Origin of the sequence: Paenibacillus sp. ov031, from assembly GCF_900143165.1 — a bacterium.
Lineage (GTDB): Bacteria > Bacillota > Bacilli > Paenibacillales > Paenibacillaceae > Paenibacillus > Paenibacillus marchantiae.
Genome location: NZ_FRDO01000001.1, coordinates 2,185,677 through 2,202,657 on the forward strand (window position 1 = coordinate 2,185,677; position 16,981 = coordinate 2,202,657).

General features: G+C 48.1%; 13 protein-coding genes. All 13 read right to left on the bottom strand.

Annotation, left to right across the window (positions count from 1 at the left end):
- Window positions 1-37: 37 nt before the first annotated feature.
- The 13 genes from BUA17_RS09310 to BUA17_RS09370 all read right to left on the bottom strand — a co-directional run bounded on the left by BUA17_RS09310 (window position 38) and on the right by BUA17_RS09370 (window position 16,870).
- Entirely contained in the window at window positions 38-2,704 is a 2,667-nt protein-coding gene (locus BUA17_RS09310; protein WP_072733318.1) for a penicillin-binding protein 1A, read from the bottom strand.
- A gap of 168 nt (window positions 2,705-2,872) precedes the next feature.
- Window positions 2,873-3,115, bottom strand: a complete 243-nt coding sequence (hfq, locus tag BUA17_RS09315; RefSeq protein ID WP_017687918.1) for an RNA chaperone Hfq — start codon at window positions 3,113-3,115, stop codon at window positions 2,873-2,875.
- A 234-nt stretch (window positions 3,116-3,349) separates the two neighbouring features.
- Window positions 3,350-3,571 carry a hypothetical protein gene (locus BUA17_RS09320; RefSeq protein WP_072733319.1) on the bottom strand — a complete coding sequence of 74 codons (222 nt, stop codon included), beginning with the start codon at window positions 3,569-3,571 and terminating at the stop codon, window positions 3,350-3,352.
- Between the two features lie 234 nt (window positions 3,572-3,805).
- A complete protein-coding gene (gene miaA, locus BUA17_RS09325; protein ID WP_072733320.1) occupies window positions 3,806-4,756 on the bottom strand; it encodes a tRNA (adenosine(37)-N6)-dimethylallyltransferase MiaA in 951 nt (316 codons plus the stop codon).
- Window positions 4,737-5,522, bottom strand: a complete 786-nt coding sequence (locus BUA17_RS09330; RefSeq protein ID WP_063563082.1) for a class I SAM-dependent methyltransferase — start codon at window positions 5,520-5,522, stop codon at window positions 4,737-4,739. The genes miaA and BUA17_RS09330 overlap by 20 nt, the downstream gene beginning before the upstream one ends.
- Window positions 5,523-5,539: 17 nt before the next feature.
- On the bottom strand, window positions 5,540-7,756 hold the full coding sequence (gene mutL / locus BUA17_RS09335) for a DNA mismatch repair endonuclease MutL (RefSeq protein ID WP_072733321.1): 2,217 nt from the start codon (window positions 7,754-7,756) through the stop codon (window positions 5,540-5,542).
- A 21-nt stretch (window positions 7,757-7,777) separates the two neighbouring features.
- Complete coding sequence (mutS, locus tag BUA17_RS09340; RefSeq protein ID WP_072733322.1) at window positions 7,778-10,582, bottom strand: DNA mismatch repair protein MutS; 2,805 nt, start codon at window positions 10,580-10,582, stop codon at window positions 7,778-7,780.
- A 198-nt stretch (window positions 10,583-10,780) separates the two neighbouring features.
- On the bottom strand, window positions 10,781-12,031 hold the full coding sequence (locus BUA17_RS09345) for a putative amidoligase domain-containing protein (protein ID WP_244552100.1): 1,251 nt from the start codon (window positions 12,029-12,031) through the stop codon (window positions 10,781-10,783).
- Window positions 12,032-12,143: 112 nt separating this feature from the next.
- On the bottom strand, window positions 12,144-12,704 hold the full coding sequence (locus BUA17_RS09350) for an outer spore coat protein CotE (protein ID WP_053780858.1): 561 nt from the start codon (window positions 12,702-12,704) through the stop codon (window positions 12,144-12,146).
- Between the two features lie 75 nt (window positions 12,705-12,779).
- Window positions 12,780-13,757 carry an aromatic acid exporter family protein gene (locus tag BUA17_RS09355; protein ID WP_063563085.1) on the bottom strand — a complete coding sequence of 326 codons (978 nt, stop codon included), beginning with the start codon at window positions 13,755-13,757 and terminating at the stop codon, window positions 12,780-12,782.
- Window positions 13,758-14,210: 453 nt separating this feature from the next.
- The gene (locus BUA17_RS09360) at window positions 14,211-15,035 is read right to left on the bottom strand and encodes an ABC transporter permease (protein WP_072733540.1); all 825 of its coding nucleotides are present in this window, start codon (window positions 15,033-15,035) and stop codon (window positions 14,211-14,213) included.
- 5 nt (window positions 15,036-15,040) lie between these two features.
- Complete coding sequence (locus BUA17_RS09365) at window positions 15,041-15,835, bottom strand: ABC transporter ATP-binding protein (protein WP_072733323.1); 795 nt, start codon at window positions 15,833-15,835, stop codon at window positions 15,041-15,043.
- Between the two features lie 30 nt (window positions 15,836-15,865).
- Window positions 15,866-16,870, bottom strand: a complete 1,005-nt coding sequence (locus BUA17_RS09370) for an ABC transporter substrate-binding protein (RefSeq protein ID WP_072733324.1) — start codon at window positions 16,868-16,870, stop codon at window positions 15,866-15,868.
- Between the last annotated feature and the right edge of the window lie 111 nt (window positions 16,871-16,981).

The window sequence follows — 16,981 nt, forward strand, 5'->3', positions numbered from 1 at the left end:
GTTTTAGGTTGTAATGATTTAATGCGCCTTATTCTTGTTAACCGCCAGTTCCAGTTTGAGAATCTGTCGGTGCATTCGTTTCTCCATTGTTGCCGTTGTTTCCACTATCTGGTGGCGTGACCACTTCGCCCGGTGTCGTCACAGATCCATCATTGGAACCCTCACCCGTACCTCCAGGTTCTGTTGTTCCCTGTCCAGGCGGTGTATTTCCTTCTCCGGTCTGTCCGTTCCCTTGACCTGTCCCGCCGTTGTTTCCGTTGTTTCCGTTGTTTCCATTATTGCCGTTACCATTGTTGCCATTTTCATTTCCGTTGCCATTGTTACCCTCAGAACTTCCATTCCCCGGCGAACCGTTGTCTGGATTTTCTGTTCCAGGCTGTTCTGTGCCCGGTTCCGTCCCTGGCTCCGCGCCCGTATCTGGCTGTTCCGGTTCCAATTCCTCCGCTTCAATCATCAGCGATATGATGTTGGACGAATCAGTCTCCAGTCCCGTAGCTGAATCAACAGCTGTCACATAGTATTCGTAGGTGAGACCCGGGAGTGCACCTAGATCCTGCGCACTGGTCGAACCAACCGCATCTAATAGATGGGTGAACTGTCCCTCAGATGTCTCTTTTCTGTAAATCCGATACTGTGTCGAGGAATCTCCCGTTGCAGTCCAATTCAATGATACAGTTTGCGTAGATGAATCATACGCACCATTCAAACCACTCACTGAAAGTGTTGGTTTCTCTGGTTCTTTCTCCGGTGGAGGTGTCTGGGCTCCTGCTGGAGCTTCGAAGTCCTTCACAGGAACTCCTTTCAACGCATCCCCCATAACTTTGGCAAAGAACGCCGCTGATAGCTTACTGCTATTTTTGAGCATATGGGTTGCATCAGGATTGTCGTAACCCATCCATACTGCAGCAGTCCATTCTGGCGTATATCCGACGAACCAAACATCACGGTTAGCACTGTTGCCAGAGATACCACTTTGAACGGTTCCCGTCTTACCAGCAACTGGTCGATCCAGACGTGCTGAACGACCTGTACCGTCATTCACGACATTTTGCAGCATCTTAGTCAAGGAATAAGCATTTTGCTCACTCATAACACGTGTCGTTTCCGATTTATCGTGTTTATAGGTCGTTTTTCCCGCGCTATCCTTAATTTCCTTAATGGAATACGCCTGCTGGTACTCACCCAGATTGGCGAATGCACTATAGGCTTGCGCCATTTCCAGCGTATTCGTACCTTTGCTAAGACCACCCAGCGCAATCGCCAGGTTTTTGTCTTCATCCGTAAGTTGGATACCTACGCTCTTTGCAAACTGAACACCTGTATTCACACCAATTTTGTTTAGGAGCCATACTGCCGGGATATTCTCCGATTTTGTAATGGCATCCGTCATACTAATGGTTGAAGAATAACCATGCAAGTTACCCGGGCAGTAATTTCCGAAGCATTGCTTTTCATTACTGAGAGCTGAGTTTGCATTGTAATTACCTGATTCAAGAGCCGGTGCATAAGTCACAATCGGTTTAAATGCCGATCCAGGTTGTCTGCGGCTCTGTGTTACCCGGCTGTAGCCTTTTGTTTGATAATCCCGTCCGCCCATCAAGGCGACGAGACTGCCATTTTCATGGTTCATAATTACCATGGAACCTTGAACTGGCTGATCGTCTTTACTTGACTCAAACAAACTGTCATCCGAGAAAGCACTTTCCATGGCTGTTTGAGCCTGAGCATCCATCGTCGTGTAAATTTTGTACCCGCCGATATTCAGATCATCCTCCGTTTTACCAGTCACTTTTTCCGCTTCACGAAGAACATAGTCGATAAAGGCTTGATACTTTTGATCTTTCTCAGGCGGTGTATAGTCATAATCTACTTCTTTGGCTTCATCCATTTCCGCCTTGGTGATGTAACCTTGCTCATACATCAGCTGCAATACCACAGCACGACGTGCCTTGGAATCGTTGGGATTGCTCAGCGGGTTATAGGCAGAAGGCCCTTTAGGCATCGCTGCCAATGTGGCAATTTGCCAGATTTCTAATTTGTTAAGGTCAGATACGCCAAAATAAAATTCGGACGCAGCCTTAATTCCATAACGCTGATGACCAAAGAAAATCCGGTTCAGATACATCGTCAGAATTTCGTCTTTTGAGTACTTGCGCTCCAATGCCATTGCAATGGAAACCTCTGTCGCTTTACGGAAGAAGGTCTTGTCACGGGACAAGAACATATTTTTCGCAAGCTGCTGAGTCAGCGTACTGCCACCCTCCACCATGGAGCGGGCCATGACGTCTTTAACCGCTGCCCGTCCGATGGACCAGATATCCACGCCCTGATGCTCGTAGAATCGTTTGTCCTCCGTAGCAACAAAAGCTTCCTTTACTAAATCCGGAATATCTTCTTCATTGACCGGCTCCAGCTTTTGAATGGACAACTCGCCCATTAACTGTCCGTTACGATCATATACTTTTGAAGTCTCATTGATTGTTGTTTTGTCCTTGTTGGCTTTGAGCAGATTTTCCCCACTCACCATAATAAATAAATATCCACCCAGTGCACAGAATATGGCGATTGCCATGGTGAAAAACAGTGTCCATCCAACGCGTTTACCCGTAATTTTTTTCTTTTTAGAGGTCTTTGGCTTCGCTTTTTTGGTTGACTTGTTATTGCTGTTGCGATTGTTAGACCTCGACAACGGATCGTTTGGCATGTTACCTCCTGACTCCCTTTCAGTTGCATAATTTCTATTCGTCTACTGGCTCAAGCTCCTATTGAGCTTATTTTGCCCGGAATGAAAAGAACAACCCTTATTCAGGTTGCTCTGTTTCGATTCCTATACATGTAGACGAAATGGTTGATAAAAAGGTTTCGTAATTTTTTAAGCTTCGCCGCTATTATCTTGCTGCATCAGCGATACGCTGCGTTGCGGCGTGAACGTGGAGATGGCGTGCTTGTAGACCATTTGCTGGCGTCCGTCGCTGTCAATGACGATCGTAAAATTGTCAAATGCCTTGATCGTTCCGCGGATTTGAAAGCCATTGGTCAGATAGACCGTAGCTGGAATGTTTTCTTTCCGCAGTTGGTTCAAGAACGTATCTTGGATGTTGATGGACTTGTTCATTAGCCGTACCCCCATTGGTTCATTTGAATTCGTGTTATAAGTAATATTCAATATCGCTGAGTAGCTTTCGTGCTATTATATCATGAACGGATTCATATAATCCACAAAAACCCCTTGCCTGCTATTTTGCACCTATGCCTGAGCTTCGCTTGCAACTAGAAGACTTATCCATTATACACCGCTTGTCAGAATTGCAAAAGAGGGACAAATTCTACCTTTTTCCACGTTTCCCTTCTACTTTTCTGGATCTGTATATGGTTTCCCTTCTTCTCTGGCTAACGTCATATGTTTCCGATTTTTTCTATCATGGATTAAGAGTTTGAGGTATGTATTGGTATTGATGAGAACAATAATTAACCAAATTAAGGCGACAAGACCTCCAATGGCGAAACCAATTCCAAATAATCCTGAGAAAAAGAGATATAAACTCGCTACTCCGCTCGGTTCTGCACTCATAAAATCTCCCCCTTCACCTTACAAACAAAATCAAATGGCCTGTCATGTGAATTCATTTTAATATTTATGTTATTTTTTTACAATGAATTTCTTTGCTTAAATCTGCATAGAACTCCGAATATTCCCTCTTTTAATAACATCATTTCATATAAAAAAAGTAAAAACCTCTACCTTTTATTTCTAAAAGATAGAGGTTCTAAAGTCCTAATCGGTGGCAAATTCCACCTTCTATATTCAGTCAAACTTACGTTTGATCATCTCACATACATGGGCATAATTCCCTGCAAAATCTTCGGTATCCGTCATATCCACCCATTCAATGTCTTTCATATGCCGGAACCAGGACAATTGCCGCTTGGCAAAACGACGTGTATCCCTTTTCAGCCACTCTACCGCAGCCTCCCAGCTTACTTCACCCTGAAGATAAGCCGCAATTTCCTTATAACCGAGCCCCTGCATGGAGATATGTCCTCTCGCTACGCCGCGCTCCAGTAAAGACTTGACCTCATCTACCAAACCCTGCTCGATCATAAGATCAATTCGCTCTTCCACTCGGGCATACAGTTTCTGACGATCCATTGTCAAACCCACAATAAGCAGGTCATATGGAGACTCTTTCTTCTGGGAAGCCAGCTGCTCGGACAACTTCTCACCTGTAAGGTGATAGATCTCCAGTGCACGAACAATTCGGCGCTGGTCATTCGGATGCAGTCGTTCTGCGCTAACCGGATCAATGACCCTCAGCTTATCATGTAACGCCTGCGGGCCATGTTGCTCTGCATAACGGAACTGTTCATCCCGGAACGCTTCATCTGAGCCGCTGTCCGAGAATTGAAAGCCGTAACATACCGATTCTACATACAGACCGGTGCCACCAACAATAAAAGGCAACTTGCCGCGCTCATGGATTTCCCCAATCAGACGTGTGCAGCTCTCCTGAAATTCCGCCACGGAATAGGGGTATTCCGGTTCATGGATGTCGATGAGGTGATGAGGCACACCCTTCATTTCATCGCGAGTAATTTTGGCCGTCCCGATATCCATTTCGCGATATACCTGCATGGAATCCCCCGAAATAATCTCACAATTGAACGCCTGTGCAAGCTCAATACTCATTCTTGTTTTGCCTACCGCTGTTGGTCCAACCAGCACAAGCAGCTTCGGTTTAACTTCCGCTTTCAACATTAATCACTCCGTACAGTGTTTTTGCATTGCCCCGGTCATGTACTTCAAAACCGAGTCTTGTAAACTCCGCGCTGCCGCGCTTCTCTTTCATAACTACCCGCTTGCGGGCAACTCTTTTCGCTTCAATAATACTCTGTTCATCCAGTGCATTTGGATTTGCATAATCTCGCAATGGCTGAATGGCGCTTGAATCGAGCATTGGTTCACGGAACATCGGATCGAAATATACCGTGTCACAGCTTCGGTCTGGCAAGGAACGCAGCAAATCGAGATGATTCGCATGCCGCAGCTCAATGCGCCGGAAAGCTTCGTTTACCGCAGGCTTAATACTCTCGTACTGAGACATGCCTTCTACTAATAACGTGTACAGCGGCAGGGAACTTTCACAGGCGATGACCCGACCACTTTTGCCTACAGCAACCGAGAATACCAGTGCATCGGTGCCCAATCCTGCTGTACAATCGATAACGGTATCCCCTTCAAGGATTGCCCCCGCGTCCAGCATCGGATCAGCTTCTCCTTTTAACACACGTTTGGCCCGAACAAATCCCATACTGGGGTGAAACTCAAGCAGCGGTGAATCCGGACGAAACAAACGAACTTTACCCTGAAGCACAACTATAATCTCATCAATCTCATAATGTGCAATCATTGCAGGTAAAGACATCCTTTTGCGTGGTACATATGTTCCTCCCGTTGTTTCCGCAAGGTTTCGTGCACGTTCCACAAGGTGGCCTGCTTCCTTTTCACCGGTTGTAATATACATAATTTCCTCCTAAATAGCTACATGACCCGTTTAAACAATTTCTCCAGATCATAGGTTGAAAATGACACCACAATCGGTCTCCCGTGTGGACAAGTATACGGTTGACGGCAAGAACCAAGACGCTGAATCAACACTTCCGCCTCCTGATCCGTCAATTTCTGATTGGCTTTGATGGATGCCTTGCAAGAGCACATGATCGACGCCGCTTCTCGCATCTTGGCAACATCAATACTACGTTCACTCAGCACCCATTCAGACATCTCTTCAATAATGTCTTTCTCATCCCCCTTGGGGAACCAGAACGGGTGGGAACGCACCCGGAAGGTCTGCCCACCGAAATGTTCCAAATAGACACCCGCCTGCTCGAACCAAGCCAGTCTTGTTTTGAGCTTTTCCGTCTCGGATGGTGTGAACTCCAGTGTAATGGGCAGCAGCAACTCCTGCGAAGCCTGAGCCGGATTGCCAAACTGCTCGTAATAATACTCATAATTCACCCGTTCATGGGCTGCATGCTGATCAATCAGATATAGACCATCTTGATTTTGTGCAATCAAGTACGTCCCGTGGTGCTGCCCAATCAGGCTTAGTTCAGGAAACGCAGGCATAGAAACATCCGATTTAACGGCAGATGCCAGCCTTGCCGGGTCAGGTAAACTTGGAGCTTTCCAGCTCCGCTCTCCTTTTGCAGCCACCGCAGATGGATTATAAGATGAACGCCCTTCTCTAACCGGAGAATTCATCGAATTGGAACGATACGCAGAAGTCGGAGCATTTGAAGTCGATAGCCCCTTATCTTCAGTTGAAGGTAAGGCATCTTGCGCAGCACGATCTGTAGCAGCACCGGTACTTCCACTCACAGCAGAAGCTGAATCGCTATGGGAATTTTCGTCATCACTATAATTCTTCAAAACATTAGATCCTGAGTTCCCGCTCAACATCCCAAATGGATCATAGGATGGTGGTATCTCGGGTGGAGCTTCAGGCAACGGCAGCGTCTGACCCTCACCGTTACCATCAGGCTCTGATTGCACATCAGCCGGAGCCACATCAGCTGGAGCATCCAGATCATCGTCCTCTGAAGTCATTTTAGTGAGTCCAGCATATTTCCCCAATGGACCCTGTTGCCCATACCCTGCGGATTCCGTTTCCTCCTTTAGAGGACCTCTCGGGAACAGGAACTGTTCCTGGATAAAGGAACTGTTATCTCCACGTCTGATTTGCTGCTTGGTTACCTGTGGAATGAGCACTTCCTTCCGCAAAATTCCACGCAGTGTCGTTTCCACAAACTCATACAGCTCCGCTTCCTTGCTGAAACGAACCTCCAGCTTCGCCGGATGCACGTTCACATCGACCAGGGATGGATGCATTTCTAATTGCACCACGACAAGTGGGAACCGATTAATGGGCAGCAACGTATGATACGCCTTCAGAATAGCCTGGTTGAGCCCGTAATTCCGAATAAAGCGTCCATTCACAATGGTCGACATGCCACCACGATTGGCACGAGTCCATTCCGGCAAACTGATCAGCCCGCTCACTCGATAGTCCAGACTCTCTCCCTGAATGGGGAGCATCGCTTTGGCGGCACTAGTACCATAGATCGCTGCAACCACTTGCAGCAGATCCCCATTGCCCAGCGTCTGAAGCAGTGTATTTTCATTATGACGCAGCGTGAACGAGATGTTAGGATGAGACATTGCCATACGATAGAGAACATCCGAGATATGTCCCAGCTCGGTCTGGATCGTTTTCATATATTTAAGCCTGGCCGGCGTATTGAAAAATAGTTCTTTCACCTCAAAGTCCGTGCCTTGGGGTGAGGTTTCATCCTCATGTGAGAGAAGTTTGCCTCCCTCAATCACGATTCGTCTTCCTCGCCCATCATTCCCGCTGGCCGATAACACTTCCACTTTGGAGACAGCGGCAATACTCGCCAAGGCCTCTCCCCGGAATCCAAGACTTGTGATCTGGAACAAATCGCGGCCATGAGCTATTTTACTAGTTGCATGACGATAGAAGGCCTTTTCCATATCTTCCGGCTCGATACCGGAACCATTGTCTTTGACCCGAATACGGAGCAGTCCGCCCTCTTCCACCGTAACATCAATCTTGGAGGCGCCTGCATCCACCGAGTTTTCGAGCAGCTCCTTAACGACTGAAGCAGGCCGTTCGACCACCTCACCTGCTGCAATCTGGTTGGCAATATGTTCATCAAGCACATGAATTTTCGCCACAGGTTTTCCCCTCCCCTATACTCAGGATAATTGCTGTGCCTTTAATTTGAGATCATTCAGTATTTGCATCGCCTGAAGCGGTGTCATGTTCATTACATCAATATCCTTCATATTACGAATAAACTCCCGAGCAGGCTTGTCAAGGGCAACTACCTCCATTTTCGGAGTTACACTTGGCTCTTCATCTCCAAAGATGGACAATTGAACCACATCAGCATGTTTGGAGACTGCCTGCTGCTTGCCATTTTGTTTTTTGTCCTGTTGTTTCTGTACTGGAGCTTCAGTCGCAGCAGTGAGTTCGACAGGTTCTGTAGATTCCTGCTCCCGAATCAACGATGAATGATCTGTGGACTGGAACTCTGCACCGACTCGAGCATGATCACCCGATTGCTGCTTGTCATTCCCGGCAAATTCGCTGCCAACCGCAACCTGAGCCGCCGCATGCTCGAAACCGTGCAGCAAGCCATTCGCCCGCTCAATGATACTGTCCGGCAGTCCTGCAAGCCGTGCACAATAGATCCCGTAGCTGCTGCTGGCAGCCCCGGCAATCAATTTACGTAGGAAATTGACCTTGTCCCCGCTCTCCTGAACGGCCATGGAGTAATTCGCCAACTTGTCCAAACTCTCTTCCAGATGAGCAAGCTCATGGAAATGAGTTGATACCAGCGCTTTGCACCCAATGATATCGTGCACATATTCAATGACAGACTGGGCAATCGCCATTCCCTCACTGGTAGACGTTCCCCGACCCAGTTCATCGATAATAATCAGACTGCGTGGTGTTGCTTTATCCGTCATGACCTGAATGTCGGCCATCTCCACCATAAACGTACTTTGTCCACCGATGAGATCGTCTGCCGCACCAATCCGTGTGAAAATACGATCCATAATCGGTACTTCAGCTTGTCCTGCCGGCACGAAACAGCCGATCTGAGCCAGAATCGAAATCAGCGCCACCTGCCGCATATACGTACTTTTCCCCGCCATATTCGGACCGGTAATCAGCAGAATGCGCGCCTCTTCCTTCTGCATCGCAGTATTGTTGGCGATAAAAGCACCATCTCGCATCACCGCTTCAACCACCGGATGGCGACCCTGTTCCACAACCAAATCGTAACCATCGGTCAATGTAGGCCGTACGAAATTACGCTCTGCACTGATGACGGCAAAGGATTGATACACGTCAATCTCCGCGACCAGCTCAGCCAGTTTTTGCAACCTGGCGATCTCCTGATTAAGCCGTTCCCGCAGTTCCGCGAACAAGCCGTACTCAATATCGACCATCTTGTCCTGAGCTTCCAGAATCAGCGTCTCTTTTTCTTTCAGCTCCGGTGTAATATAACGCTCAGCATTCGCAAGGGTTTGTTTCCGCTCATAACGGCCTTCTGGCAGAGAAGCCAAGTTCGACTTGGTAATTTCAATATAGTACCCAAATACTTTGTTGTAGCCAATTTTCAACGAGCGAATGCCAGTCGCTTCACGTTCTCTGGCCTCCAGTTCAGCAATCCACTGCTTGCCATTCACCGAGGCTTCCCGAAGCTCATCCAGCCTCTCGTGGTATCCTTCACGAATTAAGCCACCATCACGCACGGACACAGGCGGCTCATCAACGATAGCCTGACCAATTGCATCTCGCAGATCACTGCAATCATCCATAATGCCAGCAATGTGCTGTAGCGTCGTGGAAGGCGAGCCTGCACAATACTGACGAAGCCCCGGAATTTTGTCTAGTGACAGCTTCAGTGCATTCAGATCCCGACCGTTGGCATTACCAAAGGCAATTCGTCCCACCAGACGTTCCAGATCGTAGATGTCTTTGAGTTCTGCACGCAGATCTTCCCGCAATATAAACTGGTTATACAGCGTATCTACCGCTTCCAGACGTTCATTGATTTTTCCTTTTTGCAGCAAGGGTTTATCAACCCAGCGACGCAGCATGCGAGCACCCATAGACGTTTCTGTGCGGTCCAGCAGCCAGAGCAGCGATCCTTTTTTCGAACGTTCACGTACGGTTTCCACCAGTTCCAGGTTACGCCGAGTAAAGGGGTCCAGAATCATAAAGTGATCCGGCTCATACGTTGAAACCTGTGTCAATTGTCCAAGTGAACGTTTCTGTGTCTCACTTAAATAGGAGAAAAGACGCGCTATGCAGGCTTGACGTTCAGGCTCCAGACGTGCCCATACCGCTTCTCCGAATTGCTGACGCACCAAATCTTCCTTACTCTTCGTCCATGGTGTATACACCACAGGTCGACCAATTGGAGATGCCTGGGTAGCCACCGTATCAAGCAACGCAGCATCCCCCACTATTTCAGAAGGTTCGTAGATTCCGATCTCATCCTTGAGCCACTCTTGTGAGTATGGAACAGAGGTCACGTAGAGCTCCCCTGTGGACAAGTCACAGGCAGCCAGTGCAAGTGTGTTCTGATTCCCTGTCAGGCAAACCATATAGTTATTGGACTTGTCCCCCAAGGTCTTGCCTTCCATTACCGTTCCGGGTGTTATAACTCGTACAATTTCACGCCGCACCATGCCTTTGGTTACCGTTGGATCTTCCATCTGTTCGCAGATGGCTACTTTGTATCCTTTTTCAATCAAGCGCTGTATGTAATTGTCAGCCGAATGATAAGGCACACCGCACATCGGGATTTTATCTTCTCCCCCACCTGCACGTGCTGTTAATGTAATTTCTAGTTCACGGGAAGCATTAACTGCATCCTCAAAGAACATTTCATAGAAATCACCTAATCTAAAAAAAAGAAAAGCGTCCTGCGCTTCGGCCTTCACTTGCAAATATTGTTGAATCATTGGCGTATACTGAGCCATGAGTATCCTCCATCCGTTCCAATGTTGTCAGGAAGAGAAGCTGTCTCGGAAGGAACAATAAGGCGGTCAGGCACCTTATTCTGCCACCGCCTCATGTTTCGGCTTCCGCCGCTTCCCTCACAGGTTGCTGTTCCATTTCTTCCGTAACGATGATTAAAATCGACTTATTTCTCATTATACCAAAAAAGTGTCCACTCTTCATGAACCTGCTCGAATATTCCAGAGTTTACGTATATCCCGACTCTCGTCCCATGTTCTACCCTGTCTTAGCTGGCTAATTAATGGAGCGGCGTAACGTTCATAACGCTCATAACCGTCCATTTGCGTCAGGTCATCCAGCAGTGCCGGAATATGCGCCTGCATTACCTCACGGTTTCCTTCATAAAAAGCAGTATGAATAGCAGCCTTCGCCAAAGGACGTTGACGCAGCTGATTATAACCTCTCGCGATAAGACCAGCTAGAGCAACAACACCTTTGGCAACCAGAGGAGATACCAGAAAACTGGGTAACGTGCGGTATTCAAATCCACCGTAAGATTTCAGCCGAAAATCACCCAATGCCCCATAACGTGGACGCCGGCCTGAACCTCGTGGGTCCTGAAGAACGGCAAGCGGCAATGCTAGATAATTGTCAAATGCGCGCAGCAGTTCCCCGTTTAGTGTAACGCCACTGAAATGGATATGTCCGCCGAGCGGCAATCCGCGCTGGGGCATTCCCCCTGCCTGCCAGATCAGCGAGTGATCACTAATACTACGAGATGCGGCCGCAAAGGCTCTCATCAGATGAGCCAGCAGTTCGCGCGGCTCAGAGCTGGGAGCGGGTCGCAGTTCGGCTACCGGATATATTCGTCGTCCACCGATCGTCACGGAATCACAGCCGGCTACGCCTGTTCGTTCAAGAAATCTAGAGGCGGGCACGATTTTGGATTCTGGCATTTGCACAAGTAGGAATTCAGGGTCCATTCCAAGTATGGGGGCTGCATTACGATGCCGCTCTTCATCCAGTTCGGACTGAAGCTGTTTCCAGCCTGCACGGTACATGGCAGAGAGATCTGTCATGCCCTTCCATGGCCTTGGGTCAATCGAGATGACAGAACAACCGCTCTTTCCTGATGCTTCCAGTCTTACAGCGCCGTGATCCAGTCCAACCGTATACAATGTTTTGGTGGCAAGCCGTTCAATACGTTTGAATAACGTTGATGCTGCTTCACGATCCAGCACACTTTCTTGCGCTCCACCCATGCCACTGGTGTCCCTACGTTTGATGCGAATCGCTTGAAGACAGCATATCTCTACATCATAACGTACACGCAGACCCAACTCCCGGTCACGCCTGTCCTGCGAAGCCAGCACTTCAATCCCGGATCGTTTCAGGCGATCTGCTCGTTCACGAGGGAGCATGCGTTCATATCGGCGCACCGCCTCCTCGGCCTCATCTATCACATTCATCCTGTCCCTCCTCCCAATTCTCGCCCAAAATGAAAAAAGAGGGCTTACGCCCTCTTCACTGCCGCTTGCGGCGCATATGATACCTTAAGTTTATGAATCCAGATCGCTGAGCTTACAGCTCATCGTCAAGCAGGTCGGGATCGAGATCGTCATAATCTCCATCACCACTGCCGAAGTCATAATCCTTGTCTTCATAATCTCCACAGCCATCCGTGCACACTTTCACACAAACTTTGGTCTCGGCGACCAGTTCAACAGCGAATTCCCGTTCTACCCGGATAATTACGCTGCCTCCACCTGCCGACACCGTGGCTTCCACACAGCTCGGTTCCTGCGTTGCATCCGCAGATACCTCTACAGTGGCGGCCCGGTGTTTCGGGTCCAGATAGGACAAAGGCACATGTTCTACATACGACACCGTTTCTTTGGCTACATCCGTCTGTGAATTTTTGTCATAGGAATACCAAATGTTGATATCGTAAGTACCAATAACTTCAATTCCGTCCCCCGCTGATACGGCTTCATATTGGTGGTTGATAATCCAAGCCCCCAAAATACTGGTCGGACCATGTGGCGGAGTCACGGTATGTGTTACGGTAGAGAACTTACGACCTTTCCCGCAGATCGCCTTCGTGATGATCTCTCTACATTGATGTTTATGACTCAATGACATCTTTAAACCTCCTCCATACAATCATTCTTTACAAGTGTATGCAGGGCATCCGTCTAGGGTGACAACTATTTTCTATTATTCATTTGTAGATTGGGACCGGTCCGATACCGGAGACGGAGCTTTGTCCTTCTTGGCTATTTTCAGATACAGCGCGAGTTCCCGGCACAGCTGGAGAATAGCTGAACGAATCTCGAATTCTTCCCTTGTATCCGGCAACTCCATTCGCTTGAATTCTTCTTGCACATCTGCGAGAAGTTTTTCTGTACGTCCGGTGTAAGATTCAGTGAGTACATCCTGACTGAGCTGGTCGAACAGCTCCGATACCATTTCCGCATGCGGCATCTTCTGATAGATCTGGGATACCAGATGCATCATATGCTGGATGGAATCCAATTGCGTTTTGCGCATATAAAAGTAAACACTCCATCCCTCGTTCGGATGGATGACCTGATTCTCCAATGAACGTTTGGCTGCTTCAATGCCGCCCAGTACAGCTTTGTCAGCTTCGATCAGTTCTTTCCCTGCCCACACTTCATTCGGATTACGTAGCGTAGCTGCAAACTCCTTAAAGATAACCGAGAATAACTCATCAATTCTTTTGCGAATACGCAGCATCTGCGGGTCCGCAGCCGGCATATACGCCAGATTGACAACCATCGCGGAACCGAGACCAATCAGCAACAGCCCAATTTGGACCAAAACCACATGTACGTCCATTTCACCGCCGCCAAATACCCGGAACACCACGACAGAACCCGTCACAATGCCTTCCTTGAATCCGGCCCGAACGATAACCGGAAATGCAATTAGTATGTAGAACGCCAGCACCCAATAATGGAAGCCAAGAAAGTGAAAAAGTACACTTGCAAATAAAAGCCCCACTACGGAAGCGAAAAATCTCGCAGATATGGTGCGAATACTTCTTTTCCGTGTCACATCAACGCCGAGTATGGCTAACAAGCCCGCCGATGTTGGTCCGGGCAAGCCGCACCAGTCCGCAATCAGCACGGCCATCAGCGCGGCTATTGCGGTTTTAATTACCCTAAAACCCATTAACTCCCTCTCCTCTAAGCTGCAAAAATGTCAAAGCCAGCGAGCCATACCTATCCAAGTGAGCGCTTGTCCAATGCCTGACAGCGTGTATCGTCATATATCATATCCCTAGTATTACACATCCTGCCAAAAACCATTTCTTATCTAATCAAAAGAATCATTCAGGAAGAACCGCATTTCGGAATTAGCTGCTACAGTCATAAACGGCATCAACCGACATGCATATGCATGTCGGTCTCAATAACGCGCCCCGGATGAGGGACGCTGGCAATTTGATTGATGCGACAGAAGCCTCTAGGCCCTCTTCTCCAATCGTCGCATTCATTCCGGACTGCGCGGAATATTCGTATTAGTATGGTACTTGATTTTTCGGGTTCGGGCAACGTGACACCTCTTGTGAAATTGTATACATATCATGAAGCATTCTATTTTGCACACGCATGTTTTGTAGAATTACCTGCGTCCTGCCAGCAGCTTGCGTTCTACATATACAACGAGCTGGTACATCGCTGTAGCTACAGCCGCAATAATCAACAGGCTCGATAAAACAAGGGTAAAGTTAAACACTTGAAATCCGTAGATGATCAGATAGCCCAATCCCTGCTTGGCGACCAGAAATTCACCCACGATTACACCGACCCAGGCCATGCCCACATTTACTTTAAGGGTAGAGACAATGGCAGGAAAGGAAGCGGGTAATACGACTTTGCTGAAAATCTCGGAGCGATCACCACCAAACGTACGGATAACCTTAATATAGTTCTGATCTACTTCATTAAAACTGTTATACACGACAAGTGTAGTAATAATGACTGTGATTGACAAAGTCGTCATGACAATGGCCGTAAATCCTGCACCAAACATGACGATAAAGATTGGACCCAGCGCTACTTTGGGCATGCTGTTGAACACAACCATATAAGGATCAAGCACTTTGGACAAAAAAGGAGACCACCAGATCAGAACCGCAAGCAGTGTTCCGACGAGTGTCCCCAGCAAAAAGCCGACTGCCGTTTCCCCTACGGTTACCCCAACATGCGCCCATAGTTCTCCACTGACGATGTCCTTCCAGATCTGATTGAAAATTTTGCTGGGATAACTGAACAGAAGCACATCAATCCAGCGCAGCCTTCCCGCCAGTTCCCACAGCAAAAACATAAACACCAGCATGGACAGCTGCACCGCCAGCACTTTATGTCGCCATCTGGCAACCTGCTGAATATGACTTTGGTGCAGCTGTCTCATCCAATCATCACGCATTTCCTGCTTCTGGTTCATCTGATTCACCCGTTCTTCTCACCTCCTCCGGACTGATCCAGTTCACTCCATAACGCCTGAAACAGCTCATTGAACCCGGGCTGCTCCCTTGCGTGAAAAGGCTGTGCGTTCCGCAGATCTTCAGGAATGATAAACTCCTTCCGAATGCGCCCCGGATTACGATCAAGCACAATGACGCGGTCACTGACGGCAATAGCTTCGGACAGATCATGGGTGACAAGCACCGAAGTTTTGCCGGATTTCTTCAGTGTGTCTGAGACCAGATCCTCCAGCTGCAGCTTGGTTTGATAATCAAGTGCGGAAAAGGGTTCATCCAGCAACAGTATTCCCGGATCCGTAGCTAGTGTACGTACCAAAGCCACCCGTTGCCTCATGCCCCCGGATAACTCGGAAGGATACTGGCTTTCGGTTCCAGCTAGACCCATACCTGCCAGCAGTTCACGTGTGCGCTCGCGACTCTCGTCATTGAGCCCACCTGTCAATTCAAGTCCGATCAGGACATTATCCAAAATGGTACGCCATGGAAACAGATAATCCTGTTGCAGCATATAACCAATCTGGGCGGACGGACCTTCGATACGTTTACCTTTAACCTTGACCTCGCCTGCGGTCGGTGTGAGCAGCCCGGCGATGATCGACAGCAATGTCGTTTTACCACATCCGCTTGGGCCAACAAGACTAACGAACTCTCCTTGCTCGACCTGAAGATTCAAATTTTCGATAACCAGAGATGCTTCACGCTCGCTGACATAGACTTGCGAAATCCCTTCCAGTTTGATCACCGTTTCGGATTCAGGCATACATGCTCACGTCCTTTCCTGAATACCTGGTTACTTCGCTGATGCTGCTTGTTCTGCATAGGAATTATCCACAATCGTTTGAGAATCCACACGCTGTTTCAGTTCTCCCGCAGCACTCATGACGTCTAGCAAGTTATTCCATTCGTCCTCATCAATGATTGGATCGGTTGCATATGTGCCCTGTTCCTTGTAACGGTTCACACTGCTTACCAGAATGGCTGGATCAATATCTTTGAAATAAGGCTTGATGACTTCAGCGATCTCTTCAGCGGTGTGGGAATCCACCCAAGCTTGGGCTTTGTGCAAGCCGTTAGTGAACTTCTGAACGATGTCCTTGTTGTCATTAATATAGCTTTGTTTGGTCATGAAGACCGTATAAGGCAGATGACCACTTTCCGTTCCAAACGAGGCTACAACCTTGCCGCGACCCTCTTTCTCAAAAATGGACGCCTGAGGTTCAAACAGCTGCACGTAATCCCCCGTACCTGAAGCAAATGCAGAAGCGATGTTGGCAAAATCCACATTTTGAATCAGTTCCAGATCATTCTGCGGATCAATGCCATGTTTTTTCAGCGTGAATTCGCCTGCCATTTGAGGCATGCCGCCTTTTCTTTGTCCGAGAAATGTACTCTGTTTCAATTGATCCCAATTAAAGTCACCTTCGGGATTGCGGGCAAACAGAAACGTTCCGTCCGTTTGTGTAAGCTGAGCAAAGTTAATGACCGGATCTTCTGCGCCTTGTTGATAGACATAAATAGACGTCTCTGCTCCGACCAATGCGATATCTACTGAGCCTGCAAGCAATGCGGCCATCGTTTTGTCTCCACCAGCCGTCGTCTGAATGTCCACTTCAAGCCCCTGTTCTTCAAAAAAACCTTGGGCCACGGCCACATACTCCGGTGCGTAAAACACAGAACGTGTGACCTCACCAATCGTAATTTTGGTTTCATCCTTATCTTTATTGCAGCTGGTGAGAGCCACGATGATAATGAGCAAAATGACGATGGCCCGGATGAACCAGGGCGTGTATTTCATGATATTTCCCTCCTTCACTGGTTTCAGCTGTTCTCTCTACTATGGATATGCTGATGCCCAGCAAAAGGTTAAGAACTTGCATGCAAAAGAAGAGCCGGGCAATGATGCCCC

Excerpts from the sequence above, each read along its gene's own strand:
- BUA17_RS09370 (WP_072733324.1), bottom strand. The coding sequence starts at position 16,870 with ATGAAATACACGCCCTGGTTCATCCGGGCCATCGTCATTTTGCTCATT.
- BUA17_RS09345 (WP_244552100.1), bottom strand. The coding sequence starts at position 12,031 with ATGAATGTGATAGATGAGGCCGAGGAGGCGGTGCGCCGATATGAACGC.
- BUA17_RS09320 (WP_072733319.1), bottom strand. The coding sequence starts at position 3,571 with ATGAGTGCAGAACCGAGCGGAGTAGCGAGTTTATATCTCTTTTTCTCA.
- BUA17_RS09330 (WP_063563082.1), bottom strand. The coding sequence starts at position 5,522 with ATGTATATTACAACCGGTGAAAAGGAAGCAGGCCACCTTGTGGAACGT.
- mutS (WP_072733322.1), bottom strand. The coding sequence starts at position 10,582 with ATGGCTCAGTATACGCCAATGATTCAACAATATTTGCAAGTGAAGGCC.
- BUA17_RS09355 (WP_063563085.1), bottom strand. The coding sequence starts at position 13,757 with ATGGGTTTTAGGGTAATTAAAACCGCAATAGCCGCGCTGATGGCCGTG.
- BUA17_RS09360 (WP_072733540.1), bottom strand. The coding sequence starts at position 15,035 with ATGAACCAGAAGCAGGAAATGCGTGATGATTGGATGAGACAGCTGCAC.
- BUA17_RS09365 (WP_072733323.1), bottom strand. The coding sequence starts at position 15,835 with ATGCCTGAATCCGAAACGGTGATCAAACTGGAAGGGATTTCGCAAGTC.
- hfq (WP_017687918.1), bottom strand. The coding sequence starts at position 3,115 with ATGAACAAGTCCATCAACATCCAAGATACGTTCTTGAACCAACTGCGG.
- BUA17_RS09310 (WP_072733318.1), bottom strand. The coding sequence starts at position 2,704 with ATGCCAAACGATCCGTTGTCGAGGTCTAACAATCGCAACAGCAATAAC.
- BUA17_RS09350 (WP_053780858.1), bottom strand. The coding sequence starts at position 12,704 with ATGTCATTGAGTCATAAACATCAATGTAGAGAGATCATCACGAAGGCG.
- miaA (WP_072733320.1), bottom strand. The coding sequence starts at position 4,756 with ATGTTGAAAGCGGAAGTTAAACCGAAGCTGCTTGTGCTGGTTGGACCA.